This window comes from Pseudomonas brassicacearum subsp. brassicacearum, assembly GCF_008801605.1.
In the GTDB taxonomy this organism is placed as follows: Bacteria; Pseudomonadota; Gammaproteobacteria; order Pseudomonadales; family Pseudomonadaceae; genus Aquipseudomonas; species Aquipseudomonas brassicacearum.
Genome location: NZ_VZPJ01000016.1, coordinates 1 through 25,589 on the forward strand (window position 1 = coordinate 1; position 25,589 = coordinate 25,589).

The window sequence follows — 25,589 nt, forward strand, 5'->3', positions numbered from 1 at the left end:
CGGCAATGGCCGCGAAGTGGTGGCCGAAAAGAATGTGTTTGTTGGTCGGGACGTAGTCCAGGCCATCGTTGTTGAGCACGGCGGGAGTAGCCCGGCGCGCATCGAGTTGCATCACGTTGTTGGCGATAAAGAGGCTGTAGTAGCGGTAGGCGACCAGGTAGATGGCCACGGCTGCGACGACGATCCATAAGGCGTTGATCGCCTCGCCTCGACGCAATGCCACGACGCCCAGGGCGCACGCTCCCACGACGGCCAGCAGTAGCCAGGGTAGATGGCGCAGCAGGCTATTATTGTTTTTCATTTTTATATTCCAGCCAGGGTGACAAGAAAGACAGCCACTGGAGTTTAGCGCTAACCCGGGCAAAGGCCATACTCGACGTTCGTTTGTCAGCAGCCGAACGGTGACGATGCCCCGTCAGTTGGGTCTATAGTCAGTGAATCTCCAGAGGGAATGCGTAATGAGCGAACGTCGCCGCTTCGTACGAGTTGACTTCAATGCCAGGACCGAGCTGAGCCAGGGCCCGTTCATCTGGCCGGTAGAGTTGCTGGATCTGTCCCTCAAGGGGTTGCTGATCAAGAAACCCGAACCCTGGCTTGGCGATATCGAGCGCCCCTTCATGGCCGATATTCATTTGAGCCCTGATGCCGAGATCAAAATGGAAGTTCGTTTGGCCCATGATGACCATGGTCACCTGGGCTTCGCCTGCGAGCACATTGACCTGGACTCCATCGCACACCTACGCCGGCTGGTAGAGCTGAACGTGGGCGACCATGACGAGTTGGAGCGGGAGTTGGCGGCGTTGATCCAGATCTGAGCTACCCCCTTGGCGAGGGAATCCATGTGGGAGCAAGGCTTGCCCGCGATGGCTGCGATGCGGTCCTTCAAAATCGAGTCGCCTGCATCGCGAGCAAGCTTTGCTCCCACATACAGTCCTTGCGCAATTGCCAGGGTTATTCGAACAACGCATCCAACGCCTGTTCCAGGCGTGTCACGGCAATGATCTGCAACCCCGGCGGGGCTTCCTTCGGCGCGTTGCCCTTGGGCACGATGGCGCGCTTGAAGCCGTGCTTGGCCGCCTCCTTGAGCCGCTCCTGGCCACTGGGCACCGGCCGCACTTCGCCCGACAGCCCGACTTCGCCGAATACCAACAGGTCGTGGGGCAGCGGCCGGTTGCGCAGGCTGGACATGACCGCCGCCATCAACGCCAGGTCGGACGCGGTTTCCAGCACCTTGACCCCACCCACGACGTTGAGGAACACGTCCTGGTCGTGAGTCGGAATCCCGCCGTGTCGATGCAACACCGCCAACAACATGGCCAACCGATTCTGATCCAGGCCCAGGGTGACCCGGCGCGGGTTCGCCAGGTGGCTGTCGTCCACCAGCGCTTGCACTTCGACCAGCATCGGCCGAGTGCCTTCCCACGTTGCCATGACCACGCTACCGGGGACTTCTTCCTGGGCACGCGTCAGAAAGATCGCCGAAGGGTTTGAGACTTCTTTCAAGCCTCTATCGGTCATGCCGAACACACCCAGTTCGTTGACAGCGCCAAAGCGGTTCTTCACCGCCCGCAGCAAACGCAGGCGCCCATCGGATTCGCCTTCGAAATACAACACGGTATCGACCATGTGCTCCAACACCCGCGGCCCCGCCAGTGCGCCTTCCTTGGTGACGTGGCCCACCAGGAAAATCGCCGTGCCGCTCTGCTTGGCGTAGCGCACCAGCAACGCCGCGCTTTCGCGCACCTGGGACACGCCGCCCGGGGCCGATTGCAGTTGTTCGGTGAAAATCGTCTGGATCGAGTCGATCACCATCACCTTGGGTTTTTCCAGGCGCGCCGTGGCGATGATGGTCTCGATGCAGGTTTCGGTCATGACCCGCAACTGGTCCTGGGGCAAGCCCAGGCGCCGGGCGCGCATGGCGACCTGCTGCTGGGATTCTTCGCCAGTGACGTACAGCGCCGGCATGCGGGTGGCGAGGTTGCACAAGGTTTGCAACAAGATGGTGGATTTGCCGATGCCCGGATCGCCGCCGATCAGCACCACCGAACCGTCCACCAGGCCGCCGCCCAGCACGCGGTCCAGTTCACCGGATGCGGTGGAGAAACGCGGGATTTCTTCGACACTGACTTCGGCCAGGGTCTTGATCTGCGCCTGCTGACCGGCCCAGCCCGTGCGACCGGTGGGTGCCGCCGCGCCGCCGCTTTCCACCATGGTTTCAGTCAGGGTGTTCCAGGCCCCGCATTCGCTGCACTGGCCGGCCCATTTGGGAAAGGTCGAGCCGCACTCGGTGCAGCCGTACATGCGCTTTGCCTTGGCCATCTGAACTCCGGGTAAAAACCGCGATGATAGCCCACGCGGAGGTCAACGCGGGGCCGGCATTCTGATTTCACCCCTCGCCAGATCCACCGCAGTGTTGCCCAACGGGTCCTGGGCCTGCAGATCGGCGCCCTTGGCCTTCAAGGCATCGAGCAATTCATCCCGTTTGAACAGGCCGGCATACATCGCCGCGGTCTGCCCGGCGCCGTTGCGTTGGTCCGGGCTGCAATCGGTGGACAGCAAACGACGGGCGATCTGCACTTCGCCCTTGAAAATGGCGCCCATCAGCGCCGTGTTACCGCGTTTGTCCTGGGCACAGGCATCGGCGCCAGCGGCCAGCAGCCGCTCCACCGCCGGGCCGTGGCCGTGATAAGCCGCCAAAATCAGTGCGGTGTAGCCCTTTTCATCCTGGGTATTGAGCGAGTAACCGGCCTCGATAAAAGTCTCGAGCATCGGCACATCGCCGCGGCGAGCGGCGTCGAAGTAGTAGTTTTGCAACTGTTCTTGTACGGCGGCCGGTTCGGTGGGTATTGGCTGATCGGCCAGTACGCCCAGTGACCAGGTCGCAAGCATCAATAAAAGAAATCTGCGCATCATGACGTCTCCTCTGGCAGATGACTGTGGGGGCATGGTTGTGGGAGCACGGCTTGCCCGCGATGCAGACGACTCAGTCTGGTTTCAGACCCCAGCGCCTGTATCGCGAGCAAGCTTTGCTCCCACAGGTCATACACCTGCCTGGCTGTGGATCAGTCAGTCAGTTTTTCCGCCAGGGCCTTGACCCGGGCCAAGTCACCTTTGGCGACACGGGCCACGCCAGTACCGTACTCAGGGTCAGCCTTGTAGAGGAACGACAGGATGATGTGCTTGCTCTCGTCATCGGTGGTCGCCAAAGAGCCGCCGAAGCTGTCGATCAGGTCATCACGCTCTTTCTTGCTGAACGAACGATACAAATCACCGGCCTGCTTGAAGTTCTGCTCGCGCTGGATCTTCGCCTGCTGGGTGCTGCCGCTCAGCGCGGTCTGGCTGTAGCGTGCCGCTTGCGGTTCTTCACGCGGCGTCAGGCGACTCGGCTGATAGTTCACGCCGGTGCTGGTGCTGCCTGGATTCATCGCACCGTCCTGGTTACCGTTGTTCACCGCCACCTTGGGGGCGTTGATCGGCAGTTGCAGGACATTGGCACCCAGGCGGTACATCTGCGTGTCAGCGTAGGAAAATACTCGCCCCTGAAGCAAACGATCCTCGGAAGGTTCGATACCCGGTACAAGATTGGCCGGTGCCATGGCGACCTGCTCGGTTTCCTGGAAAACATTCGCCGGATTGCGGTTCAAGACCATTTGCCCGACTTTTCGCTCAGGCACACCCGGCCAGATCTTGGTCGCGTCCAGTGGGTCGAAGTCAAACTTGGCAAGGTCCTGTGGATTCAGCACCTGGATGTACAAGTCCCATTTCGGGAAGTCGCCCTTATTAATATGATTCACCAGATCATTTGTCATATGGCTGTAATCTTGGCCTTGAACTTTCACAACTTCTTTCGGATCGAGATTTTTCAGCCCCTGCAAACTTTTCCAATGAAACTTCACGTAATGAACTTCACCCTTGGCGTTAACCAGTTTGTAGGCATGTACACCGTTACCGTCCATCTCACGGTAACTGGCCGGTGTCCCGGAGTTGGAATACAACTCGGTCAGGGTGCGGGTCGATTCTGGAACATGGGAGAAGAAATCGAAGCGGCGTGAATCATCGTCCAGGTTGGTCCGCGGGTCGGGTTTGAAGGCGTGGACCATGTCCGGAAACTTGATGGCATCGCGGATGAAGAAGGTCGGGAAGTTGTTACCCACCAAGTCCCAATTACCGTCGGCGGTGTAGAACTTCGTGGCGAAACCACGGGGGTCGCGCAGGGTTTCCGGCGAATGATTGCCGTGCACCACGGCAGAAAAACGCACGAACACTGGTGTGACCTGGCCTGCGGCAAAGACTTTGGCCTTGGTCAGGTCGCTGAGATCGTCGGAAACCGTGAAGGTGCCGTGGGCGCCGGTCCCACGTGCATGCACCACGCGCTCGGGGATGCGTTCACGGTCAAAGCGCTGGAGCTTCTGGATCAACTGCACGTCTTGCAACAAGGTCGGGCCATTGGGGCCTGCCGTTTGCGAGTTCTGGTTGTCGCCGACAGCCGCACCATTGTCCCGGGTCAGGGTGGCCGCGTTGACAGACAAGGACAAAAGGCTCGCGGTCAGCACAAAAAAAGCGCGGCGATGGGAATAAGCCCCGTGGCCAAGGGAAGTGTTCATAGGCGTGTTCCTCTGATGTTATAGAGCGCATCCATGTGCGCCATCCAGAGGCTAGTGCTCGAAAAAGGAAAACCTAAATAGAAATGCCGTACCGCATCGATAGAAAAAACGTTGTGGGGCGCCCGGCCGAAACCGCGTATCACGCGCGATTGATGGCACTTTGAAAACTTTTCACCCAAGGCCAGGTCGATAACTGAAGCTTTGTAAGCAGGCGTTTCGAGCAGGACTCGTTGGGCTGATTTACACTGCCACTCATCTTTCATTTGTTACAAGGAATAGCTCATGGGCGTGCTAAGCGAGTTCAAGGCCTTCGCGGTCAAAGGCAATGTCGTCGACATGGCCGTCGGGATCATCATCGGTGCCGCTTTCGGCAAAATCGTTTCGTCATTCGTTGGCGACGTGGTCATGCCTCCCATCGGCCTGCTGATTGGTGGAGTGGACTTCAGTGACCTGGCCATCACCCTCAAGGCCGCCCAGGGTGATGCGCCTGCCGTGGTACTGGCCTACGGTAAATTCATCCAGAGCACCATCGACTTCATCATCGTGGCGTTCGCCATTTTCATGGGCGTCAAGGCGATCAACCGCCTCAAGCGCGAAGAAGCCGTAGCCCCCAGCGCGCCTCCTGTTCCGACCAAGGAAGAACTGCTGCTGAGTGAGATTCGCGATCTACTCAAGGCCCAGAACGAGCGGCCCTGAGGCAGTCAGTCACTGACGCCTCTTGTGGCGAGGGGATTCATCCCCTCGCCACAGTCCTACCAGTAGTTTTCCACCGCCACCTGCCCCGGCCGACGGGTCAGGCTCAGTTGCAGCCCCCTGGCCTTGAGCAGCTTGCGCGTGTCATCGATCATTTGCGGATTGCCGCACAGCATCACTCGCGAATGCTCCGGCGTCAGCGCTACGCCGGCCGCCCGCTCCAGCTCGCCATTTTCGATCAGCGTGGTGATCCGCCCACTGAGCGCCCCCGGATGCTGCTCACGGGTGACGGTCGCAATGAAATGAAACTTATGAGCGTACTCGGCCAGGTAGTCGCGCTGGGGCAGCTCCTTGATCAGCGCCTGATACGCCAGCTCCTGCGCCTCGCGCACGCTGTACACCAGGATGATCCGCTCGAATTTTTCCCAGGCCTCAAAATCCTGGAGGATAGAAAGAAACGGCGCCACCCCCGTCCCGGTGGACAACAGCCACAAATCCCGACCATCGACAAAGCGATCCAGCGTCAGATAGCCGAAAGCCTGGCGATCCACCAACAGTTCGTCACCCGGTCGCAGGCGGCTAAGCTCACTGGTGAACTCGCCATCGGGAACCACGATGGAAAAGAACTCGAGGAACTCGTCGAACGGCGAAGACACCATGGAGTACGCCCGCCAGACGGCGGTCCCGTCCGCCTTGACGACCCCCAGCCGGGCAAACTGACCCGCCCGAAAACGAAAACCGCGATCCCGGGTCGTGCGCAAAGTAAACAAATGAGGCGTCAACGGCTGGACATCGAGCAGGGTTTGGCGGCTGAACTTCTCTGCGCTGTCGGTCATGAGCCACTCCAATGGGACGAGACTTGCAGTGTCCCGCAAAGCGAGCGTCTTCACCACCGATGACGAGTAATGGCACTTTAGCCACAAACAACGTCTGACCAACAAAATCTTTTACCTAACTTATACAAACCTCACAGAACTGTAAAAATAGTTAACTAAAAAGTTTAGTTCCTTAAACATCGCAAAATGTAAGCAAACTAAAAAAAACTCACTACAAATTAAGAATAGTCCTACACTCAAATTCCGCATCATGGATTGGATCCGCATGAACGAATCAAACCCAGGAGAGAGCGATGGACAAGTGGAAAGACTTGTTATTGAGGAAGCTATCCTGCGAAAAGGACCTGCAAACGGCCTATCGTCTGGTCCTGAATTTCTTTAATAATCAGGGATTTGAATATTGCGCATTTGCAGCCTATCTAGGAAGCCCCGACAAACACACCAGCAAGGTGAACCTGAATAACTACCCTTATGGATGGGACAGACTTTATGAACAAAATGGCTATGCGTCGAACGACCCATTAGTAGCACATTGCAATCAATCATCACTCCCCATCTTGTGGGACGAGACTGTCTTTGCTCATGCCCCCAAGTTATGGCGAGAACTTAATCGACAAGGACTCAAGTATGGCTGGACCCAGTCCGTTCATGATGAACAGGGCGCACATTGCAGCCTGTTCAGCCTCGCACGGAGCCACTGTCCCATCGATATCGAGGAGCACTATGCAAATCTCGGCTATGCCATCTTCGCCAGTCAAAGGCTGCATGCACTCGCCAGCAAAAAATTGTCTGACGCCCTCGCAATCCAGCCCAAATGCCACCTGTCACCCAGAGAGATCGAAGTGTTGAGGTGGTCTGCCGAAGGCAAGACGGCGTCGGAAGTGGGCAGGATTCTCTGTCTTTCCGAACGGACCGTGAATTTCCATGTGTGCAGTTGCATGCGAAAACTGAACGTCAGCAATAAAATTTCAGCGGTGGCAAAAGCCGCCCAGATCCATGTGATCTGAACAGTGGAGTGACAGCGCCGGGCTGAAAAACCCGCGAGTAATGTGCAACAAAAAAACGTACCATTTACGGTTCCACTTGGATGATGCCGCTTCTTGCACGCGACGCAGTTCATTCAGGCGGTCCCGCACAGACACCTATCTCCAGGCAGCGGGACATTCGTTGATCTCCAGAGTCCCCAGCCATGCCCCTGCTCGACAGCTCCTTCGCCCAACTCGACCTGATCCGCCAACCCGAACAGCAGAACGAACCGCTGCAAGCCTTCGATGCGGCCGATGAATACCTGCTCGCGTACCTGGCCGAACAACAGCCGAGCGCGCAGACTCGGGTCCTGGTGCTCAATGACAGCTTCGGCGCCCTGGCCGCCAGCCTGGCGGGCAACGTCCTGGTGACCAGCAGCGGTGACTCCTTCCTGGCATTGCAGGCGCTGGAGAAAAACCTGGTGCGCAACGGCCGCTCCTTCGATGCGGTGCCGACGCTACCTGCCAGCGAGCCGCTGACCGGCCCGTTCGATCGCGTCCTGGTCAAAGTACCGAAAACCCTGGCCTTGCTGGAGGAACAGCTGATTCGCCTGCAAGGCCAACTAGCGCCAGGCGCCCAAGTGATTGCCGGGGCCATGATCAAGCACCTGCCCCGGGCCGCTGGCGATTTGCTGGAGCGGTATATCGGCCCGGTGCAAGCCTCCCTGGCGGTGAAAAAAGCCCGGCTGTTGATTGCCACGCCACAACCTGGCTCTTCACAAGGCAGTGCGCCGATCGTATCGCCCTACCCCACGCGTTACTGGCTGGACGAGCCGAAGATCGAGCTGCTCAACCACGCCAATGTGTTCTGCCGCGAAGGCCTGGACATCGGCACCCGCGCGTTCCTGCCACATCTGCCGAAAAACCTCGGGACGGCACGGGTCGCGGACCTGGGGTGCGGCAACGGCGTGCTGGCCATCGCCAGTGCCCTGCAAAACCCCGAGGCCCACTACACCCTGGTGGACGAGTCGTATATGGCCGTGCAATCGGCCGCCGAGAATTGGCGTGCGGCCCTGGGCGAACGCGAAGTGACCCTGCGGGCCGGTGATGGCCTGGCCGGACAAGAGGCGCAGTCACTGGACGTGGTGCTGTGCAATCCGCCCTTCCACCAGCAGCAAGTGGTGGGCGATTTCCTCGCCTGGCGGATGTTCCAGCAGGCTCGCGAAGCGCTGGTGGTGGGCGGCGCGCTGTACATCGTCGGCAACCGGCACCTGGGTTACCACAGCAAATTGGCGCGGTTGTTCCGCGGTGTCGAGCAAGTGGCCGCCACGCCGAAATTCGTGATCCTCAAAGCCCGCAAATAAATCGTCCCCTGTGGGAGCAAAGCTTGCCCCCACAGAGAAATCAGTGGGTGGTCAGCCCTGCGGCATTCATGAACATCCGCATCAGGCTGGCAACAATGAACAGCGCCAGCACACTGCCGGCCCAGATCAGCGCCAGCCAGCCGAGCCGCTGCCAGAGTGGCTTGCGTTCGGCGGCCTCGATGTCTTTCAAGTCAGGTTTGGCCATGCTCGACGCCCTCAATGGTAGCCGTCGTCATGGGTCACCTTGCCGCGGAACACGTAGTAGCTCCAGAAGGTGTACACCAGGATCAACGGAATGATGAACAGCGTGCCGACCAACATGAAGCCCTGGCTCTGGGGCGGTGACGAGGCGTCCCAGATCGAGATGGACGGCGGCACGATGTTCGGCCACAGGCTGATGCCCAAGCCGCTGTAGCCGAGGAAGATCAGCACCAGAGTCAGGATGAAGGGCGTGTAGTTGGCGTTGCGCGCCACGGCGCGGAACAATCCGTACATGGTCACCAGCACCAGGATCGGCACCGGCAGAAACCAGAACAGGTTCGGCAAGGTGAACCAGCGGGCCGCGATGTCTGCATGGGCCAGCGGTGTCCAGATGCTGACAATGCCGATCACCGCCAGCACCACGAACGCCAGCGGCCGGGCCAGGTCATGCATCTGCTCTTGCAGCTTGCCCTCGGTCTTCATGATCAACCAGGTGCAGCCGAGCAACGCGTAGGCCGCGATCAACGCCAGGCCACAGAACATCGTGAATGGCGTGAACCAGTCCAGGGAGCCACCGGCGAACTGGCGATTGACCACCTCGAAGCCGTCGATGAACGCCCCCAGCGCCACACCCTGGAAGAAGGTGGCCGTCAGCGAACCGCCAATGAATGCCTTGTCCCAGAGGTGGCGCTTCTCAGCCTTGGCCTTGAAGCGGAACTCGAAGGCCACGCCGCGGAAGATCAAGCCGATGAGCATCAGGATCAATGGCAGGTACAGCGCCGAAAGCACCACCGAATAAGCCAGCGGAAACGCCCCGAACAGCCCGGCACCGCCCAGCACCAGCCAGGTTTCGTTACCGTCCCAGACCGGTGCCACGGTGTTCATCATCACGTCGCGGTCGCGCTCGCCCTTGACGAAGGGGAAGAGAATGCCGATCCCCAGGTCGAAGCCGTCCATGACCACGTACATCATGATGCCGAAGATGATGACCACGGCCCAGATCAGCGGAAGATCAATACCCATGATTCAATTCCCCTTGTTCGAGCGTTCGTTATGGTCCATGTCGTCGCCGTCATCGGCGGCCGACAATGGCCGGGCCGGCGTACGTTTCTGGCCCGGGCCACCATCGCTCGGCTCGGCTTCGTGGGCCTCCGGCCCCTTGCGCACCAGACGCATCATGTAGCTCAGGCCGGCGCCGAACAGCGCGAAATACACCACGACGAACAACACCAGGGTGATGCTCATCTGGGCGAAGCTGTGGCCGGACGACGCATCGGCCGTGCGCATCAAGCCATAGACCACCCACGGCTGGCGGCCGATCTCCGTGGTAAACCAGCCGGCCAGGATCGCGACCAGGCCGGACGGCCCCATCCACAGCACCATGTAGAGGAACGGCCGGGACTGATAGATCCGATCGTTACGGCGCAGCCACAGGCTGCACAGGCCGGTGAAAATCATCAGCAACCCAAGGCCGACCATGACCCGGAACGACCAGAACACGATGGTCGAGTTCGGTCGGTCCTCCGGCGGGAACTCCTTGAGGGCCGGCACCTGCTTGTCCAGGCTGTGGGTCAGGATCAGGCTGCCCAGGTAAGGAATTTCCACGGCGTATTTGGTCTTTTCCGCCTTCATGTCTGGCAGACCGAACAGGATCAGCGGGGTCGGTTCATTGCCGACGTTTTCCCAGTGGCCTTCGATGGCGGCGATTTTCGCCGGTTGATGCTTGAGGGTGTTCAGGCCATGGAAGTCGCCGATGACCGCTTGTATCGGCGCTACCAGCAAGGCCATCCACATCGCCATCGACAGCATCCGGCGGATGGCCGGGTTATCGCGGCCGCGCAGCAAATGCCAGGCCGCCGACGAGCCGACGAAGAACGCCGTGGCGACAAACGCTGCGGTGGACATGTGCAGCAATCGATAAGGGAACGAGGGGTTGAACACCACCGCCAGCCAGTCCACCGGGATCACCCGGCCGTCGATGATTTCGTAACCCTGGGGGGTTTGCATCCAGCTGTTGGAGGACAGGATCCAGAAGGTCGAGATCAGGGTGCCGATCGCCACCATGACCGTGGAAAAGAAATGCAGGCCGCGGCCAACGCGATTCCAGCCGAACAGCATCACGCCCAGGAAACCCGCCTCGAGGAAAAACGCCGTGAGCACCTCGTAGGTCAGCAACGGCCCGGTCACCGCACCGGCGAAGTCCGAGAAACGGCTCCAGTTGGTCCCGAACTGATAGGCCATGACCAACCCGGACACCACCCCCATGCCGAAGTTGACGGCAAAGATCTTCGACCAGAAGTGGTACAGGTCGCGGTAGGTGTCATCGCGGGTCTTGAGCCACAAGCCTTCGAGTACCGCCAGGTAACTCGCCAGGCCAATGGTGATGGCCGGGAACAGGATGTGGAACGAGATGGTGAACGCGAACTGGATTCGGGCGAGATCAAGCGCCTCCAAACCGAACATAAGTCTTCCTCTGTCAGGTAAAACCGGCTGCGGGCGGGGCCTGCATCACAATCCCCAGGGATATGGAGTGCAATGCTTTTCGAATCGTTCTTTTTATAACCGTCACAACGCAGGACTCTGGCCGGATGGCCGCCAGCCCAACACCCCGAAAGGTATTGATCTGGATCAAGCAATGATCAAAGAGTAGCCGCATTCTCGTCGATGAACGGCGTGGTCGTTTGTCGCGTGACAGGTTGTCTCAGTGCTGACTGAGGCGAGGGGATATGTGGGAGCAAGGCTTGCCCGCGATGAAGGCGATGCGGTCTTTCAGAAATCGAGTCGCGTCCATCGCGGGCAAGCCTTGCTCCCACAGATAAATCCCCTCGCCACAAAAAAAGGTGCGATGTGGAAGATCGATGCTTGGCTAACTATTTTTTCCGCCACCGCAACTTCCAGTTACAGCTCGGTGATAATCTCGATGCCTTCATCACCGGACCCGTCATAGATGCCCAGCCAAGCGCCGCTGCTGCTCCGTCACCATCGTCCTTTCATAGCCTTCTGGCTGGCCCGGATATTCACCGCCAGCGGCTTCCAGATGCTCACCGTGGCTATCGGCTGGAACCTCTATCAACTGACCGGCAACGTCCTGGACCTCGGCCTGGTGGGGTTGGTGGAGTTTGCCCCGCGCGTGCTGTTCATGCTCCACACCGGGCATGTGGCCGACCGCTATGACCGCCGCAAGGTGGCGGCCATCTGCCAGTCAATGCAGGCCATGATTGCCCTGGCGCTGGTGATCGGCAGCGCCACTGACAACGTCACGCGGGAGATGATCTTCATCCTCGCCTTCCTGCTGGGCGCCGCCCGCTCCTTCGAAATGCCGACCACCCAGGCGCTGCTGCCGAGCATCGTGCCGGCTGCGCTGTTTCCCCGTGCCGTGGCCGCCGCGCAATCGGCCCAGCAGTCGGCCACCATCGTCGCCCCGGCACTCGGCGGCTTGCTCTACGCCTTTGGCAGTGTCTGGGTCTACGGGCCGACGGTACTGCTTTACCTCATCGCGTGCGGCCTGATGCTCAACCTGCCCGCCCGACAGACACCGCTGAACAAAGGCAAGGCGACGCTGGATTCGTTGCTGGCCGGGATTCGCTTCATTCGCAGTCGCCCGGACATTCTCGGGGCGATCTCCCTGGACCTGTTCGCGGTGTTGCTCGGCGGCGCGACGGCGCTGCTGCCGGTGTTTGCCAAGGACATCCTGCTCACCGGTCCCTGGGGCCTGGGCCTGTTGCGGTCGGCACCGGCGGTCGGGGCCTTGCTGATGTCGCTGTGGCTGGCGCGGTTTGCCGTGGAGCGCAAAGTCGGCCGGGTGATGTTCACAGCGGTGGGCGTGTTCGGCGTCGCCACCATTGCATTCGGCCTCTCCACCTCGTTCTGGTTTTCCCTGGCGGTGCTGGTAGTGCTGGGCGCGGCGGACATGATCAGCATGGTGATCCGCGCCTCCTTCGTACAACTGGAAACACCGGATGAAATGCGCGGCCGGGTCAGCGCGGTGAACGGGTTGTTCATCGGCGCCTCGAACCAGTTGGGCGAGTTCGAGTCCGGCCTCACCGCCCACTGGTTCGGCACCGTGCCGGCGGTGGTCATGGGCGGCGTCGGCACGCTGCTGGTGACCGGGGCCTGGATCAAACTGTTCCCGACCCTGGCCAACCGTGACCGGATGCACGAACTGGTGGAAGAAGCAAAAGCCTAGTGGCCTGTACGGTTAATTTGAGTGCGCGAATTAGCCACACAGGCCACTAGATTAACTTGTCGAGGGTGATGGGAAAGTCCCGCACCCGCTTGCCGGTGGCATGGTAAATCGCATTGGCCACCGCCGCTGCCACCCCGACGATACCGATTTCACCCACGCCCTTGGACCCGAGCGCATTGACGATCTCGTCCTGTTCCTCGACGAAAATCACCTCAATGTCGCCGATGTCGGCGTTGACCGGCAGGTGATACTCGGCCAGGTTGTGGTTCATGTGGCGCCCCAGGGCGTGGTCCGTCAGGGTTTCTTCATGCAAGGCCATGCCGACGCCCCACACCACGCCACCAAGAATCTGGCTGCGGGCGGTTTTCGGGTTCACGACCCGGCCAGCGGCGATGGCGCTGACCACGCGATTGACCTTCACCGTCCCCAGGTCTTCGTCCACCAGCACTTCGACGAACACCGCCGAGTGAGTGGCCGTGGCGTAGGCCTGGCGTTTTGCATCCGGCTCGGCAGTGACCTGGGCCTGCAACGGCGTCTCGCCGCTTTTCTGCGCCAGCTCCGCGAGCGCAACGCTCGCTTCGCCCAGTCGCAGCTGACCATCGACAAACGTCACTTGCTCAAGGGTCGCGCCGCTGAAGGCCGGACACGCCTGGCGGGCCACGGCCAGGAGTTTTTCCTTCAGTGCTTCACAGGCCTGCTGCACAGCGGTGCCTACCGACGATACGGTGAACGAGCCGCCCTGCAGCGGCGCGGTGGGCAGCGATGAATCCCCCAGGACAAACGTGATGTCCTCAAGGGAAACGCCTGACGCCTCGGCGGCGATCTGGGTCATGACCGTGTAGGTCCCGGTGCCGATGTCAGTGGTGGCGCTGCTGACGGTCAACTTGCCATTGGTATCCAGCGACGCCTGGGCGCTGGCCTTCTGCTGCATGGCCTCCCACACACCACCGGCCATGCCCCAGCCCACCAGTTGCCGGCCTTCACGCATGCTGCGCGGTTCCGGGTTGCGCTTGTCCCAGCCGAAACGACGGGCGCCTTGGGCATAGCACTCACGCAGTTCCTTGCTGGAATACGGCTTGCCTTCGTTCTCGTTGCGCTCGGCGTAGTTGATCAACCGCAATTGGACCGGATCGATCGCCAGGGCACAGGCCAGTTCATCCATGGCGCACTCCAGGCCAATCAAGCCGAGGGCCGCACCGGGTGCGCGCATGTCCAAAGGCGTGTAGACGTCCAGTGGTACCAGTTTGTAAGTCAACTCGACGTTGTCGCAGTGATAGAGCATGCCGCTCCACTCCACCACATGCTCGGTGAAATCCTCGAAGCGCGAGGTCTGGCCGACGGCGCTGTGCGCCACGGCGAGCAAGCGACCGTTGGCCGCCGCCCCCAGTTGCACGCGCTGGAGAGTTCGCGGCCGATAGCCAAAGGTAAACATCTGCTGGCGCGTCAGGCTGACCCGCACGGAACGCTTGAGGGCCAGTGCCGCCATCACGGCCAACGGCAGTTGATATTGCGGACGCAGCCCGGAACCGAAGGCGCCGCCGACAAACGCGGCAAACACTCGCACTTGCTCTTTCTCGAGCCCGAAGACTTTTTGCACATAGGCCTGGCCGTTTTGCGTGCCTTGGGTCTTGTCGTGGATGTGCAGGCTGCCATCAGGCTGATACAGCACGGTGGAGGCGTGTGGCTCCATGGGGTTGTGGTGTTCAATCGGCGTGCTGTAGGACACATCCACGCTGAGCGCGGAGCTGGTGTACTCGCCCTGAAAATTCCCACGGGGCTTGGGTAATTCAGCCGGCGCTGGATGGGCGTCGTTTTGCAGGATTATCAGATCGGTCTGATGCTCCTCAGTCGCGTATTCGATGTCTATCAGCGAACCGGCATACCGGGCCAACTCGAGATTTTCCGCCACCACCAAGGCCAGGGGCTGGCCGCTGTAGAGGACCTGGTCGTTGTACAGCGGCCGGAACGGCGAGCCGTCCGCCGCATCGGCATCCTGGTAGGGTTCGTCGTAGCTGGCGATCCTCGGCCGGTTGGTGTGGTCGATCACCGCGACCACGCCGGGTAGCGCCAGGGCGCGGGAAGCATCGATGCGCAGCACGCGACCACGGGCGACCGTACCGGACACGACGCTGCCGTGCAGCAAGCCGTCCTCGGGGTATTCACCGGCATAACGGGCCTGGCCCGTCACCTTGAGCAGGCCATCGACCCGGTCGAGTGGTTGCCCTATGGATTTGCTCGGAGCGTTCATCAGGCTTGTCCTCCCTGCGGTGCGCGACCCAACGCGGCATCGCTCAAGGCGCGGATAATTGCCCGGCGCGCCAATCGGATCTTGAAACCGTTGTGTTCCAACGGCTCGGCGTCTTGCAGCAGTGCATCGGCGGCGACGGCAAAGGCTTCGCGACTGACGGTCTGTCCGACCAGCCAGCTCTCCACGGCCCGGTCGCGCCACGGTTTGTGCGCCACGCCACCGAGGGCCAGGCGCGCCTGGCGAATCACCGGCCCATCCAGTTCCAGCGCCGCCGCCACCGAGACCAGCGCAAACGCGTAGGAGGCGCGGTCACGGATCTTCAAGTAGTGGCTATGCTCGGCAAAACCGGCGGCAGGCAACTCGATGGCGGTGATCAGCTCATCGTCGGCCAATTGGTTATCGCGCTCCGGGGCATCGCCGGGCAGGCGATGGAAGTCGGCGAATTCGATGGTCCGCGCACCGCCCCGACCCAGGACATGGACCACCGCCTCCAGAGCGGCCAAGGCCACGCACATGTCGGAGGGATGGGTGGCGACACATTGATCGCTGGCACCGAAAATCGCATGGATCCGGTTCAAACCGTTCCGGGCCGGGCAACCGCTGCCGGGCCGGCGTTTGTTGCACGGTACGCTCGCGTCATAGAAGTAATAGCAGCGTGTGCGTTGCAGCAGGTTGCCGCCGGTACTGGCCATGTTGCGCAGTTGCGGTGAGGCGCCCGCCAGGATGGCCTGGGCCAGCAGCGGATAGCGGCGCTCGATCCACGGGTGCCAGGCCAGGTCGGCATTGCTCACCAATGCCCCGATCATCACCCCGCCGGACGGCGTTTCACTGAGGTCCGCCAGGGGCAGCCCGGTAATGTCGATCAGGTGCTCGGGGCGGGTCAGGTTCTCTTTCATCAGGTCCAGCAGGTTGGTGCCACCGGCGATGAAGCGGGAAACCGGGCTCGACAAATCGACGGCCGCCTGCACGGTATCGGGCTTGCTGTACTGGAAGGGATTCATTGATCACCTCCCGGTTGCCGGCAGAGCGGCAACGCCTCTTCGATGGCATCGCAAATGTGGGTATAGGCCCCGCAGCGGCACAGGTTGCCGCTCATCAGTTCACTGATTTGCGCGCGGGTCTGCGCCCTGCCCTCGTTGGCCAGCCCCACCGCTGAACAGATCTGCCCCGGCGTGCAGTAACCACACTGGAACGCGTCATGGGTGATGAAAGCCTGCTGCATGGGATGCAATGCGTCATCACCGGCCAGGCCTTCGATAGTGGTCAATTCGGCGCCGTCGCACATCACCGCCAGGGTCAGGCAGGCATTGATCCGCTTGCCATCGCGCAGCACCGTACAGGCGCCGCACTGGCCGTGGTCGCAGCCTTTCTTGCTGCCCACCAGGTCCAGTTGCTCACGCAGCAGGTCCAGCAACGTGGTCCAGGCCAGCACTTGCAACTCACGCACCTGGCCATTGAGTGTCAGGCGGATCGGATGACGGACGAAGGACACCGGCGTCGCTTCGGACAGGGTCGCGCTCATGGAACACCTCACGGTTGGTCGTACTCGCGGCGTTTTGGGAAACCGCCGTCATAAGGGGTACGACTTCAGGGTGGGGTGGAGCGTTCAAGGCAATTTGCGATGCCGTGGTAACGCAAGAGGCACGGTTTTAACGGGGCTGTGCGGTATATATGTACCGCCCCGAGTGTAATGTATCGCCTTACACTCCATTCCATGATTAAATCTTTTCAGCACAAAGCCTCAGGCTCTTTTATGAGACGGGGTCGACCCGTGGTATCCGGGCGGACCACGGGAAACGCCTGGCCCGCATGCTCCAGTTCCTGGACAGGGCTCAGGTCGCCAACGACTTAGATATCCCCGGATGGCGATTGCATCCGCTCAAGGGTGAGCTGGATGGATACTGGTCGCTTGAGGTTTCGGGAAACTGGCGGGTTATTTTTCGTTTCATCGGGTCCGATATCGAACTGGTCGATTATCTGGACTACCACTGATCAGGAGGCTGGAACATGCCCATGCACAATCCGCCACACCCTGGCGAAACCTTGCGGTTGGACGTGCTGCCCGAACTGGGCATCACGGTCACCGAACTGGCGCGACACCTGGGTTTCGCCCGGCCTCATTTTTCCCGGGTCCTGCATGGTCATGCGCCCATCAGCCCTGATCTGGCCGTGCGTCTGGAGCGTGCCGGGATCGGCAAGGCCAGGGTCTGGCTGGGCGTCCAGACCGATTACGATTTGTGGCAAGCCGAGCAGCGCGTGCAGCCTGTGATTGAACCGTTCCCACAACACGCTTGATGCCTGTCAGGCCAACAACTCCGCCGCCACCACACTCCTCACGCCCTTGCCACTGAGTTGTTCCACCAGCGTCAAGGCAAACGCCAGGGCGGCGGCTGAACCCTGGGCCGTGATGCAGTTGCCATCCACCACCACGGGTTGATCGACGAAGCTGCAACCGGACAGTTGCTGGCTCACGGCGGGCAGGCAGGTCATGCGTCGCTGGCGCAGGACGCCGAATGCCTGTAGCGCCAGGGCCGGGGCTTCGGCGATGGCGGCGAAAAACCGTCCGGTGGCGGCCTGGCCCTTGATCAGTTGTTGCAGCGGCTGATGGGCCGCCAGGTGTTGGGCGCCGATGATGCCGCCCGGCAGGACGATCAGGTCGAAATCCTGCACGAGCACGTCCACCAGCATGCCATCGGCCGTCAGGCGCGTGCCGCGGGCGCAAGTGAGCATCCGCCGCCCTTCGATGCTCGCCACCACGGTTTCGATCTGCGCTCGACGCAACACATCGATCAGGGTGACCGTCTGCAAGTCGTCGACACCCTCGGCGACGGCTATCAGGGCTCGGGGGATCTTGGTTCCAGGAATCATGGGCGCTCTCCGCTGGGTGATGCTTGTAGTGTAGGAGCTGCCGAAGGCTGCGATCTTTTGATAGGCGCTTGAAATTCAAGCGTCAGAGGGAAAGATCGCAGCCTCGCTTCGCTCGACAGCTCCTACACAGGTTGGCGGGCTACTTGATATACAGCTGGGTCGACATCCGGTTGCCCGGTGCGTTGATCGAGATGTTGCTGAAGCTGAAGGTGCCCTCTTGCTTGCCCTTCAGGTCGAAGATGTACACATAGCCGACGACTTTGGTTCGCACGGAACAGTCGTTAAGGTTGCCATTACTGTACGCACACACGGGCGAGCGGGTGCCGTCGACTTCAAAGCCGTCCAGGGTGACATGGGGCTGGCGGCCATAACCGACCTCCAGCACGTAGACCTTGATATTCGGGCCGCTGTGATCGCAACGCGTCTGCGCCTGCCCCGGGACGATGTCCTCGAAACCACAGGCCGGCGACTCGACCTTGAGCACCTTGACCTCGCTCAAGGGCGGTGCCGACGCGGCATTGGCGGCCTGGCCGGACAACCACCAACCCAGCATGCAACCCACCGCCGCCAGCAGCTTTTTATTCATGCAATACATAGAGACCTCCCGGAACCGCGCGCAGTATGGCCCACTTGGCGCGTTGGCAAAACATCGACGACGATCGCAGCCACAACGCTACGCTGCTGGTATGATGCGCGGCTTTTTCCGACCCACAGAAAATTCCCGGGCGCCGCTGGCGACCTGTGCTTTGCTGTTGAGGTCGATACATTCACGGCGCCGGGCGCGCCACGGGGAGCAGACATGCTGGAAAGGCTGTTTCAACTCAAGGCACATAACACCAACGTGCGGACCGAGATCCTGGCGGGCGTCACAACGTTCCTGGCCATGGCCTACATTCTGTTCGTCAACCCAAGCATCCTCGGCGAAACAGGCATGGACAAGGGCGCGGTATTCGTCGCCACCTGCCTGGCAGCGGCCATTGGCTCCACGGTCATGGGCCTGATCGCCAACTACCCGATCGCCCTCGCACCGGGCATGGGCCTGAATGCCTTCTTTACCTACACCGTGGTCCTGCACATGGGCCACACCTGGCAAGTGGCGCTGGGCGCAGTGTTCATTTCCGCCGTACTGTTCTTCATGTTGTCGATCTTTCGCATCCGCGAATGGATCATCAACAGCATCCCGCTGCCGCTGCGCTCGGCCATTGCCGCCGGTATCGGCCTGTTCCTGGCGCTGATCGCCCTGAATAACGCCGGCATCGTGGTGAAAAACCCGGCGACCATGGTCGGCCTAGGCGACTTGAAACAACCGGCGCCGATCCTCGCGACCCTCGGTTTTGTCCTGATCGTCGCCCTTGAAGCCTTGAAAGTACGCGGCGCGGTACTGATCGGCATCCTGGCGGTCACCATCGTCTCGATCCTGATGGGCTTCACGCCGTTCGGCGGCGTGATGTCCATGCCGCCGTCCCTGGCCCCGACCTTCCTGCAACTGGACATCAAGGGCGCCCTGGACATCGGCCTGGTGAGCGTGATCTTCGCCTTCCTGTTCGTCGACCTGTTCGACAACTCCGGCACCCTGATCGGCGTCGCCAAGCGCGCCGGGCTGATGGGCAAGGACGGCCACATGCCGAAGATGGGCCGTGCGCTGATCGCCGACAGCACCGCCGCCATGGCCGGTTCGCTGCTGGGCACCTCCACCACCACCAGCTACATCGAATCGGCGGCGGGCGTCAGTGCCGGCGGCCGCACCGGCCTGACCGCCGTCGTCGTGGCGATCCTGTTCCTGCTGGCGCTGTTCTTCTCGCCACTGGCCGCCAGCGTCCCGCCCTTCGCCACTGCCCCAGCCCTGTTGTTCGTCGCCGTACTGATGACCTCGGGCCTGGCGGAAATCGACTGGGACGACATCACCGTCGCCGCACCAGTGGTGGTGACCGCCCTGGCAATGCCGTTCACCTATTCCATCGCCAACGGCATCGCTTTCGGTTTCATCGCCTGGACCGCCATCAAACTGGTATCTGGCCGTGGTCGTGAGCTGAACTCGGCGCTGGTCATCCTGTCGATCCTGTTCGTGATCAAGTTGGGTTGGTACAACGCATGACTTTTGATTCCCAGGCCTACACCGCTCAGCTCCAGGACAAGGTCACCCGCTTGCGTGACCTGCTGGCGCCGTTCGATGCACCAGAACCTGCGGTGTTCGATTCGCCCCTGAAGAACTTCCGCCTGCGCGCCGAATTCCGTCTGTGGCGCGAGGCCGGCGAACGGCACTACGCAATGTTCTCCCAGGACGACAAGCGCACACCGATCCTCATCGAGGAATTTCCCATCGCCAGCCTGCGCATCAACCAGTTGATGCCGCAACTCAAGGCCGCCTGGCAAGCCAGCGCACCCCTGAGCCACAAGCTGTTCCAGGTGGAGTTCCTGACCACCCTGGCGGGCGATGCGATGATCACCCTGTGTTATCACCGCCCGCTGGACGAGCACTGGCACGCTGCCGCCTCGAAGCTGGCGGCGGACCTGGGCGTGAGCATCATTGGCCGCTCCAAGGGCAAGCGCGAAGTGATCGGCCATGACTACGTGGTGGAGAAACTCGAAGTGGGCGGTCGTACCTTCAGCTATCGCCAGCCCGAAGGCGCCTTCACCCAGCCCAACGGCACGGTGAACCAGAAGATGCTCAACTGGGCTTATGACGCGCTGGGCGATCGCAGCGACGATCTGCTGGAGTTGTACTGCGGCAACGGCAACTTCACCCTGCCCCTGGCCACCCGCGTGCGCAAAGTGCTGGCCACCGAGATCAGCAAGACCTCGGTGAACGCCGCGCTGAGCAACCTCAGCGAAAACGCGGTGGATAACGTCACGTTGGTGCGCCTGTCGGCCGAAGAACTGACCGAAGCCCTGAACGAAGTCCGGCCGTTCCGTCGTCTGCATGGCATCGACCTGAAAAGCTACGAATTCGGCAGCGTCTTCGTCGACCCGCCTCGCGCCGGCATGGACCCGGACACCTGCGAGCTGACCCGACGCTTCGACAACATCCTGTACATCTCCTGCAACCCTGACACCCTCGCCGCGAATATCGCGCAACTGAACGACACCCACCGCATCACGCGCTGTGCGTTGTTCGATCAATTTCCCTGGACCCATCACATGGAGTCCGGGGTGTTGTTGACTCGGCGCTAAACGCTGGGGCGATCTCCCACCGGGCTGGACTAGGCAAAGCTCTGTGGGAGCAAGGCTTGCCCGCGATACAGGCGACTCAATTTCTGAAAGACCGCATCGCCTGTATCGCGGGCAAGCCTTGCTCCCACAAATAAATGCCCTCGCCACAAGAGCCCTCCCTCCTCTCTTGGCAAAGGCCATGTTCGATCATCGAACACTTATTGGCCGATGTCGGCTGCTTTATTTGACCAAATTAACCATCTAGTACAATTTATCTCCAGCGGCTGAAACCTGGCCGACACCAACAATAAAAATGTGGAGAAATTGCGATGCCTCCGATCGTTCTGGTGCTCAACGGCCCGAACCTGAACCTGCTCGGCACCCGCGAGCCGGCGACCTATGGCCATGAAACCCTGGCTGACATCTCGGCACTGTGCGGCCGCGCCGCTGAAGAGTTCGGCCTGGCGGTGGAGTTTCGCCAGACCAACCAGGAAGGTGAGCTGCTGGACTGGATTCACGGCGCCCGTGGCCGATGCGCCGGTATCGTCATCAACCCGGCGGCCTGGACCCACACCTCCGTGGCGATCCGCGATGCCCTGGTGGCCAGCGAAGTACCGGTCATCGAAGTCCACCTGTCCAACGTCCACGCCCGTGAAACCTTCCGTCATCACTCCTTCGTCTCATCCGTCGCCATTGGCGTGATGTGCGGGTTTGGCAGCCATGGTTATCGCCTGGCCCTTGAACATTTCAGTCAGCGGTTGAAGGGTTGATGAGCATGTCGAATATCACTGTGCTGGCCGGCCTGATCGGCGCGGGCATCCAAGCCTCTCGCACGCCTGCGCTGCATGAACATGAGGGCGATGCCCAAGGCATGCGTTACCTCTATCGGCTGATCGACCTCGATGCGCTGAAACTCGACAGCGGCGCCCTGGCCGATCTACTGGTGGCCGCCGAGCGCATGGACTTCACCGGCCTGAACATCACCTTCCCCTGCAAGCAGGCGATCATCCCGCTACTCGATGAGTTGTCACCCGAGGCCCGTGGTATCGGCGCGGTCAATACCGTGGTGCTCAAGGACGGCAAGCGCATCGGCCACAACACCGACTGCCTCGGGTTCGCCGAAGGTTTTCGTCGCGGCCTGGGGGATGTGGCGCGCAAGCGCGTGGTCCAGATGGGCGCCGGTGGCGCTGGCGCGGCGGTGGCCCACGCGCTGTTGATGGAAGGCGTAGAAACCCTGAGCATTTTTGACGTCGAGGTCAGCCGTGCCGAGGCGCTGGCCAACAACTTGAATCAACACTTCGGCGCTGGCCGCGCCCGCGCCGGGCATGACCTGCCCACCGCCATGGCCGAGGCCGATGGCCTGGTGAACACCACGCCCATGGGCATGGCAAAACTACCGGGCATGCCGGTGCCGGTCGAGCTGTTGCGCGGCACTTTGTGGGTCGCGGAAATCGTCTATTTCCCACTGGAAACCGAACTGCTGCGCAACGCCCGCGCGGTCGGCTGCCGCACACTGGATGGCGGCAACATGGCCGTGTTCCAGGCGGTGAAGGCGTTCGAACTGTTCAGCGGCGTGGCACCAGATGCGCAGCGGATGCTCGCGCATTTCCAAAGCATGAATCACTAAAGCCTGGTGATAAGCCCTTGTGGGAGCGAGCTTGCTCGCGATGGCGGTGTGTCAGTCGCAATCGATGCTGGCTGATCGACCGCTATCGCGAGCAAGCTCGCTCCCACAAGGGGTCGAGGTCAGACTTGCAGATAGCGCAACACCGACTCACAGACCATCTCACGATGCCGCTGCTTGATAGCTTCATCCGACAGGTCGATCTGAAAGATCTCACCGAACGTCTGGCGATTGGACACCCGGTAAAAACAGAACGAACTGATCAGCAGATGCACATCCAGCGGCTCGAGGCCGGCACGGAACACGCCCTCTTCAGCACCGCGCCGCAGGATCACGCCCAGGGAATCGAGGATGGTATTGGTCATCGCCTTGATCGCACCTGACTGCTTCACGTACTCGGCGTTGTGGATGTTCTCGATGCAGACGATGCGCACGAAATCCACATTGCGATCATGGTGGTCGAAGGTGAACTCCACCAGGCGCCGGATCGCATCGACCGGGGTCAGTTCCGCCAGGTGCAGGCGGCTCTCGGTGGTGCGGATGTCACCGTAGAGTTTCTCCAGCACCTCGACGTACAACTGCTCCTTGCTGCCGAAGTAGTAGTAGATCATGCGCTTGGAGGTGTGGATGCGCTCGGCGATGGCGTCGACCCGGGCACCGGCCAGGCCTTGCTGGACGAACTCGACGATGGCTTCCTGAAGAATGTTTTCCCGGGTCTTCTCCGGGTTGTTCTTGCGACTCTTGCGCGGCGCGGCGACGGGTTCGTCGAGCGCTGCGGAAAGCTCTGGATTCATAGTCATTGCGGGGCTCACGGCCATCACTGCACAGGCTGGCGATTATGGGCCGCACCGTGCACTGAAGGAAGCCAGGACACGGCCCATTACCGCCACGTTTACGATTTTCCTACAACTTGGCGTGCCGCAAACCACCGCTGCGGGACTTGGCCATGGCCGCCAGCCGCACCGCGACATTGGCTGCGCCGTAACCGGCGTAACCATTCTTGCGCTGGATGATTTCGAAGAAAAACCGCCCTTCGAACGGCTCGGTGTAGACGTGGAACAGCTCGCCACCCTGGGCGTCACGGTCGTACAACACGTTGAAGTAGGCCAGTTCGCTAAGGAACTCGTCGTCGAAATCGAAACGCGCCGCCAGGTCGTCGTAGTAATTGAGCGGGATGTCCAGCAACGGCACACCCGCCTCTTTGGCACGACTGACCTGGGCGAAGATGTCGTCGCAGTCGAAGGCGATGTGATGCACGCCGGAGCCACGATAACTCGACAGCGCGTGTGAGATCGCAGTGTTGCGGTTCTCGGAAATGTTCAGCGGCAAGCGGATCGAACTGCAGCGGCTACGCAACGCACGGCTTTTTACCAGGCCATAAGGGTCGGGCAAGACCACTTCGTCGTCAGCCTCGAAATCCAGCAGGCTCTTGTAGAACAGCACCCAACTGTCGAGGCTGTCGGCCGGCAGCGCCATCGCCATGTGGTCGATGCGCTTGAGCCCGGCCCCAATGACCGCACCCGGCTGCAGGTTGAAATCGGTGCCATAGACATCGGCCTGCTGGTCCACCAGGTAAATCAGGCTACCGTCCGGTGCCCGCACCGCGGCCAGCTCCAGCTCATTGGGGCCCACCAACCCCCGATAAGGCTGGCCTTTGTAGGCAACAGCCCGCTCCAGGGCGCTGGCACTGTTTTTCACGCGCACGGCGGTGGCGCACAACGAAGGTCCGTGGGCTTCGAAAAAACTGTGGGCGAACGAGTACGGCTCGCTATTGAGGATCAGGTTGATATCACCCTGGCGCAGCAGGCTGACATTCTTGGAACGATGCTGGCCGGCCTTGACGAACCCCAGCCGTTCCAGCCAATGGGACAGCTTGGCGCCGAGGTTATCGTCCACGGCGAACTCGAGGAATTCGATGCCGTTGTATTCGCTGGCCGGCGGCGTGGCGAACAGGATGTCGGCATTGCCCATGGAGGGCACTTCTTCAGCCAGCCGCTGACGGGTTTTTTCTTCCAGGTACAGCAGCGAGCGCAGGCCGTCGGCGGCATTGGCCCGTGGCGGCGCGGCGCGGAAACCGTCGTTGAAGATTTCCAGCGACAGCGGTCCGGTGTAGCCACTCTTGATGATCGGCGCCAGGAAACCCGGCAAGTCGAACTCGCCCTGCCCCGGGAAACAACGGAAATGCCGGCTCCATTCCAGGACATCCATGGCCAGGATCGGCGCGTCGGCCATTTGCACGAAGAAGATCTTGTCGCCGGGAATCTCGGCGATCGCACTCGGATCGCCCTTGAGGGACAAGGTATGGAAGCTGTCGAGCAACACGCCGAGGCTGGGGTGATCGGCCTGGCGCACAATGTTCCAGACCTGTTGATAAGTATTCACGTGCCGGCCCCAGGCCAGCGCTTCATAACCGATCCGCAAGCCGCGCGCACCGGCGCGTTCGGCCAGCAGGCGCAGGTCATCGATGAGAATCCGTTCATCGCCGACACTGTCGGCCGAGGCGTTGCTGCACACCAGCACCAGGTCGGTGCCCAGTTCCTGCATCAGGTCGAACTTGCGCTCGGCCCGCTCCAGGTTGCGCGACAGGCGATCGCGGCGGCAGCCTTCGAAGTCGCGAAACGGTTGGAATAAGGTGATGGCGATGCCCAGGTCGGCGCACATCTGCCTGATTTCCCGAGGGCTGCCATCGTAGTAGAGAAGGTCGTTCTCGAAAATTTCCACCCCGTCAAACCCGGCGGCGGCAATGGCTTCGAGTTTTTCCGGCAAGGTACCGCTCAAGGACACGGTGGCAATGGAACGCTGCATGACTTCGGCTCCCGGGACAGGCATCGGCTACAAAAGGTGCGCCGC

General features: G+C 61.1%; 25 protein-coding genes and 1 pseudogene. 11 read left to right on the plus strand and 15 right to left on the minus strand.

The genetic code is table 11. From position 1 onward, the window contains the following. The coding region (locus F7R20_RS26565) for a carbon starvation CstA family protein (RefSeq protein ID WP_282961123.1) at positions 1-301 on the minus strand (301 nt) is incomplete at its 3' end. 157 nt (positions 302-458) lie between these two features. On the opposite strand from F7R20_RS26565, the gene F7R20_RS26570 reads away from it, so the two are divergent. Beyond that, entirely contained in the window at positions 459-815 is a 357-nt protein-coding gene (locus F7R20_RS26570; protein ID WP_003205774.1) for a PilZ domain-containing protein, read from the plus strand. Between the two features lie 136 nt (positions 816-951). Here the strand turns inward: F7R20_RS26570 and radA are convergent, their stop codons facing one another. From radA to katB, 3 genes are all read right to left on the minus strand, one after another. Beyond that, a complete protein-coding gene (gene radA / locus F7R20_RS26575; RefSeq protein ID WP_003185644.1) occupies positions 952-2,319 on the minus strand; it encodes a DNA repair protein RadA in 1,368 nt (455 codons plus the stop codon). Positions 2,320-2,361: 42 nt separating this feature from the next. Continuing rightward, a complete protein-coding gene (locus F7R20_RS26580) occupies positions 2,362-2,910 on the minus strand; it encodes an ankyrin repeat domain-containing protein (RefSeq protein WP_003205776.1) in 549 nt (182 codons plus the stop codon). 152 nt (positions 2,911-3,062) lie between these two features. Continuing rightward, positions 3,063-4,604 (minus strand): catalase KatB, encoded by a 1,542-nt coding sequence (katB, locus tag F7R20_RS26585; protein WP_003205777.1) that lies wholly within the window; start codon positions 4,602-4,604, stop codon positions 3,063-3,065. Between the two features lie 282 nt (positions 4,605-4,886). On the opposite strand from katB, the gene mscL reads away from it, so the two are divergent. Next, a complete protein-coding gene (gene mscL / locus F7R20_RS26590; RefSeq protein ID WP_003205779.1) occupies positions 4,887-5,300 on the plus strand; it encodes a large-conductance mechanosensitive channel protein MscL in 414 nt (137 codons plus the stop codon). A 56-nt stretch (positions 5,301-5,356) separates the two neighbouring features. Here mscL and F7R20_RS26595 read toward each other — a convergent pair whose 3' ends face one another. After that, positions 5,357-6,133, minus strand: a complete 777-nt coding sequence (locus tag F7R20_RS26595; RefSeq protein WP_003205780.1) for a ferredoxin--NADP reductase — start codon at positions 6,131-6,133, stop codon at positions 5,357-5,359. A 293-nt stretch (positions 6,134-6,426) separates the two neighbouring features. On the opposite strand from F7R20_RS26595, the gene F7R20_RS26600 reads away from it, so the two are divergent. Both F7R20_RS26600 and F7R20_RS26605 read left to right on the plus strand, forming a co-directional pair. Next, positions 6,427-7,140, plus strand: a complete 714-nt coding sequence (locus tag F7R20_RS26600; protein ID WP_003205782.1) for an autoinducer binding domain-containing protein — start codon at positions 6,427-6,429, stop codon at positions 7,138-7,140. Between the two features lie 182 nt (positions 7,141-7,322). After that, positions 7,323-8,462, plus strand: a complete 1,140-nt coding sequence (locus tag F7R20_RS26605) for a methyltransferase (RefSeq protein WP_003205783.1) — start codon at positions 7,323-7,325, stop codon at positions 8,460-8,462. A gap of 40 nt (positions 8,463-8,502) precedes the next feature. On the opposite strand, the gene F7R20_RS26610 is transcribed toward F7R20_RS26605, so the two are convergent. The 3 genes from F7R20_RS26610 to F7R20_RS26620 are packed head-to-tail and all read right to left on the minus strand — an operon-like array spanning position 8,503 to position 11,126. After that, a complete protein-coding gene (locus tag F7R20_RS26610) occupies positions 8,503-8,667 on the minus strand; it encodes a DUF2474 domain-containing protein (protein ID WP_003205785.1) in 165 nt (54 codons plus the stop codon). Between the two features lie 11 nt (positions 8,668-8,678). After that, positions 8,679-9,686 (minus strand): cytochrome d ubiquinol oxidase subunit II, encoded by a 1,008-nt coding sequence (gene cydB, locus F7R20_RS26615; RefSeq protein WP_003205787.1) that lies wholly within the window; start codon positions 9,684-9,686, stop codon positions 8,679-8,681. A gap of 3 nt (positions 9,687-9,689) precedes the next feature. Next, the gene (locus F7R20_RS26620; protein WP_003205789.1) at positions 9,690-11,126 is read right to left on the minus strand and encodes a cytochrome ubiquinol oxidase subunit I; all 1,437 of its coding nucleotides are present in this window, start codon (positions 11,124-11,126) and stop codon (positions 9,690-9,692) included. A gap of 484 nt (positions 11,127-11,610) precedes the next feature. On the opposite strand from F7R20_RS26620, the gene F7R20_RS26630 reads away from it, so the two are divergent. Then, on the plus strand, positions 11,611-12,849 hold the full coding sequence (locus tag F7R20_RS26630) for an MFS transporter (RefSeq protein ID WP_003205791.1): 1,239 nt from the start codon (positions 11,611-11,613) through the stop codon (positions 12,847-12,849). A gap of 46 nt (positions 12,850-12,895) precedes the next feature. On the opposite strand, the gene F7R20_RS26635 is transcribed toward F7R20_RS26630, so the two are convergent. From F7R20_RS26635 to F7R20_RS26645, 3 genes are read right to left on the minus strand one after another with little or no spacing between them, the layout of a single operon-like run. Then, positions 12,896-15,097, minus strand: coding sequence for a xanthine dehydrogenase family protein molybdopterin-binding subunit (locus tag F7R20_RS26635; RefSeq protein WP_003205792.1), 2,202 nt, complete (start codon positions 15,095-15,097; stop codon positions 12,896-12,898). Continuing rightward, positions 15,097-16,098, minus strand: a complete 1,002-nt coding sequence (locus F7R20_RS26640) for an FAD binding domain-containing protein (RefSeq protein ID WP_003205794.1) — start codon at positions 16,096-16,098, stop codon at positions 15,097-15,099. Before F7R20_RS26640 ends, F7R20_RS26635 begins: the two co-directional genes overlap by 1 nt. Continuing rightward, a complete protein-coding gene (locus tag F7R20_RS26645) occupies positions 16,095-16,619 on the minus strand; it encodes a (2Fe-2S)-binding protein (RefSeq protein WP_003205795.1) in 525 nt (174 codons plus the stop codon). Before F7R20_RS26645 ends, F7R20_RS26640 begins: the two co-directional genes overlap by 4 nt. Before the next feature lie 192 nt (positions 16,620-16,811). On the opposite strand from F7R20_RS26645, the pseudogene F7R20_RS26650 reads away from it, so the two are divergent. Together F7R20_RS26650 and F7R20_RS26655 are read left to right on the plus strand one after the other, a co-directional pair. Beyond that, positions 16,812-17,089: pseudogene (locus F7R20_RS26650) on the plus strand (type II toxin-antitoxin system RelE/ParE family toxin). Between the two features lie 15 nt (positions 17,090-17,104). Next, positions 17,105-17,392, plus strand: a complete 288-nt coding sequence (locus tag F7R20_RS26655; protein ID WP_003205799.1) for a HigA family addiction module antitoxin — start codon at positions 17,105-17,107, stop codon at positions 17,390-17,392. Positions 17,393-17,398: 6 nt separating this feature from the next. On the opposite strand, the gene F7R20_RS26660 is transcribed toward F7R20_RS26655, so the two are convergent. Next, positions 17,399-17,965, minus strand: a complete 567-nt coding sequence (locus F7R20_RS26660) for a DJ-1 family glyoxalase III (protein WP_003205801.1) — start codon at positions 17,963-17,965, stop codon at positions 17,399-17,401. 139 nt (positions 17,966-18,104) lie between these two features. Next, positions 18,105-18,560, minus strand: a complete 456-nt coding sequence (locus tag F7R20_RS26665) for a DUF4879 domain-containing protein (protein WP_003205802.1) — start codon at positions 18,558-18,560, stop codon at positions 18,105-18,107. A gap of 204 nt (positions 18,561-18,764) precedes the next feature. Between F7R20_RS26665 and F7R20_RS26670 the strand changes: the two genes are divergently transcribed. The 4 genes from F7R20_RS26670 to F7R20_RS26690 all read left to right on the plus strand — a co-directional run bounded on the left by F7R20_RS26670 (position 18,765) and on the right by F7R20_RS26690 (position 22,742). Further along, positions 18,765-20,060: an NCS2 family permease gene (locus F7R20_RS26670; protein WP_003205804.1), complete on the plus strand. Its 1,296-nt coding sequence runs from the start codon at positions 18,765-18,767 to the stop codon at positions 20,058-20,060. Further along, positions 20,057-21,136: a tRNA (uridine(54)-C5)-methyltransferase TrmA gene (trmA, locus tag F7R20_RS26675; protein ID WP_003205805.1), complete on the plus strand. Its 1,080-nt coding sequence runs from the start codon at positions 20,057-20,059 to the stop codon at positions 21,134-21,136. The genes F7R20_RS26670 and trmA overlap by 4 nt, the downstream gene beginning before the upstream one ends. Positions 21,137-21,444: 308 nt before the next feature. Beyond that, complete coding sequence (aroQ, locus tag F7R20_RS26685; RefSeq protein WP_003205806.1) at positions 21,445-21,885, plus strand: type II 3-dehydroquinate dehydratase; 441 nt, start codon at positions 21,445-21,447, stop codon at positions 21,883-21,885. A 5-nt stretch (positions 21,886-21,890) separates the two neighbouring features. Beyond that, positions 21,891-22,742: a shikimate dehydrogenase gene (locus tag F7R20_RS26690; RefSeq protein ID WP_013694252.1), complete on the plus strand. Its 852-nt coding sequence runs from the start codon at positions 21,891-21,893 to the stop codon at positions 22,740-22,742. A gap of 119 nt (positions 22,743-22,861) precedes the next feature. Here F7R20_RS26690 and F7R20_RS26695 read toward each other — a convergent pair whose 3' ends face one another. Both F7R20_RS26695 and quiC read right to left on the minus strand, forming a co-directional pair. Then, positions 22,862-23,539, minus strand: a complete 678-nt coding sequence (locus F7R20_RS26695; RefSeq protein WP_003205809.1) for a TetR/AcrR family transcriptional regulator — start codon at positions 23,537-23,539, stop codon at positions 22,862-22,864. Between the two features lie 103 nt (positions 23,540-23,642). Beyond that, the gene (quiC, locus tag F7R20_RS26700) at positions 23,643-25,544 is read right to left on the minus strand and encodes a 3-dehydroshikimate dehydratase QuiC (protein WP_003205811.1); all 1,902 of its coding nucleotides are present in this window, start codon (positions 25,542-25,544) and stop codon (positions 23,643-23,645) included. Positions 25,545-25,589: the final 45 nt, after the last annotated feature.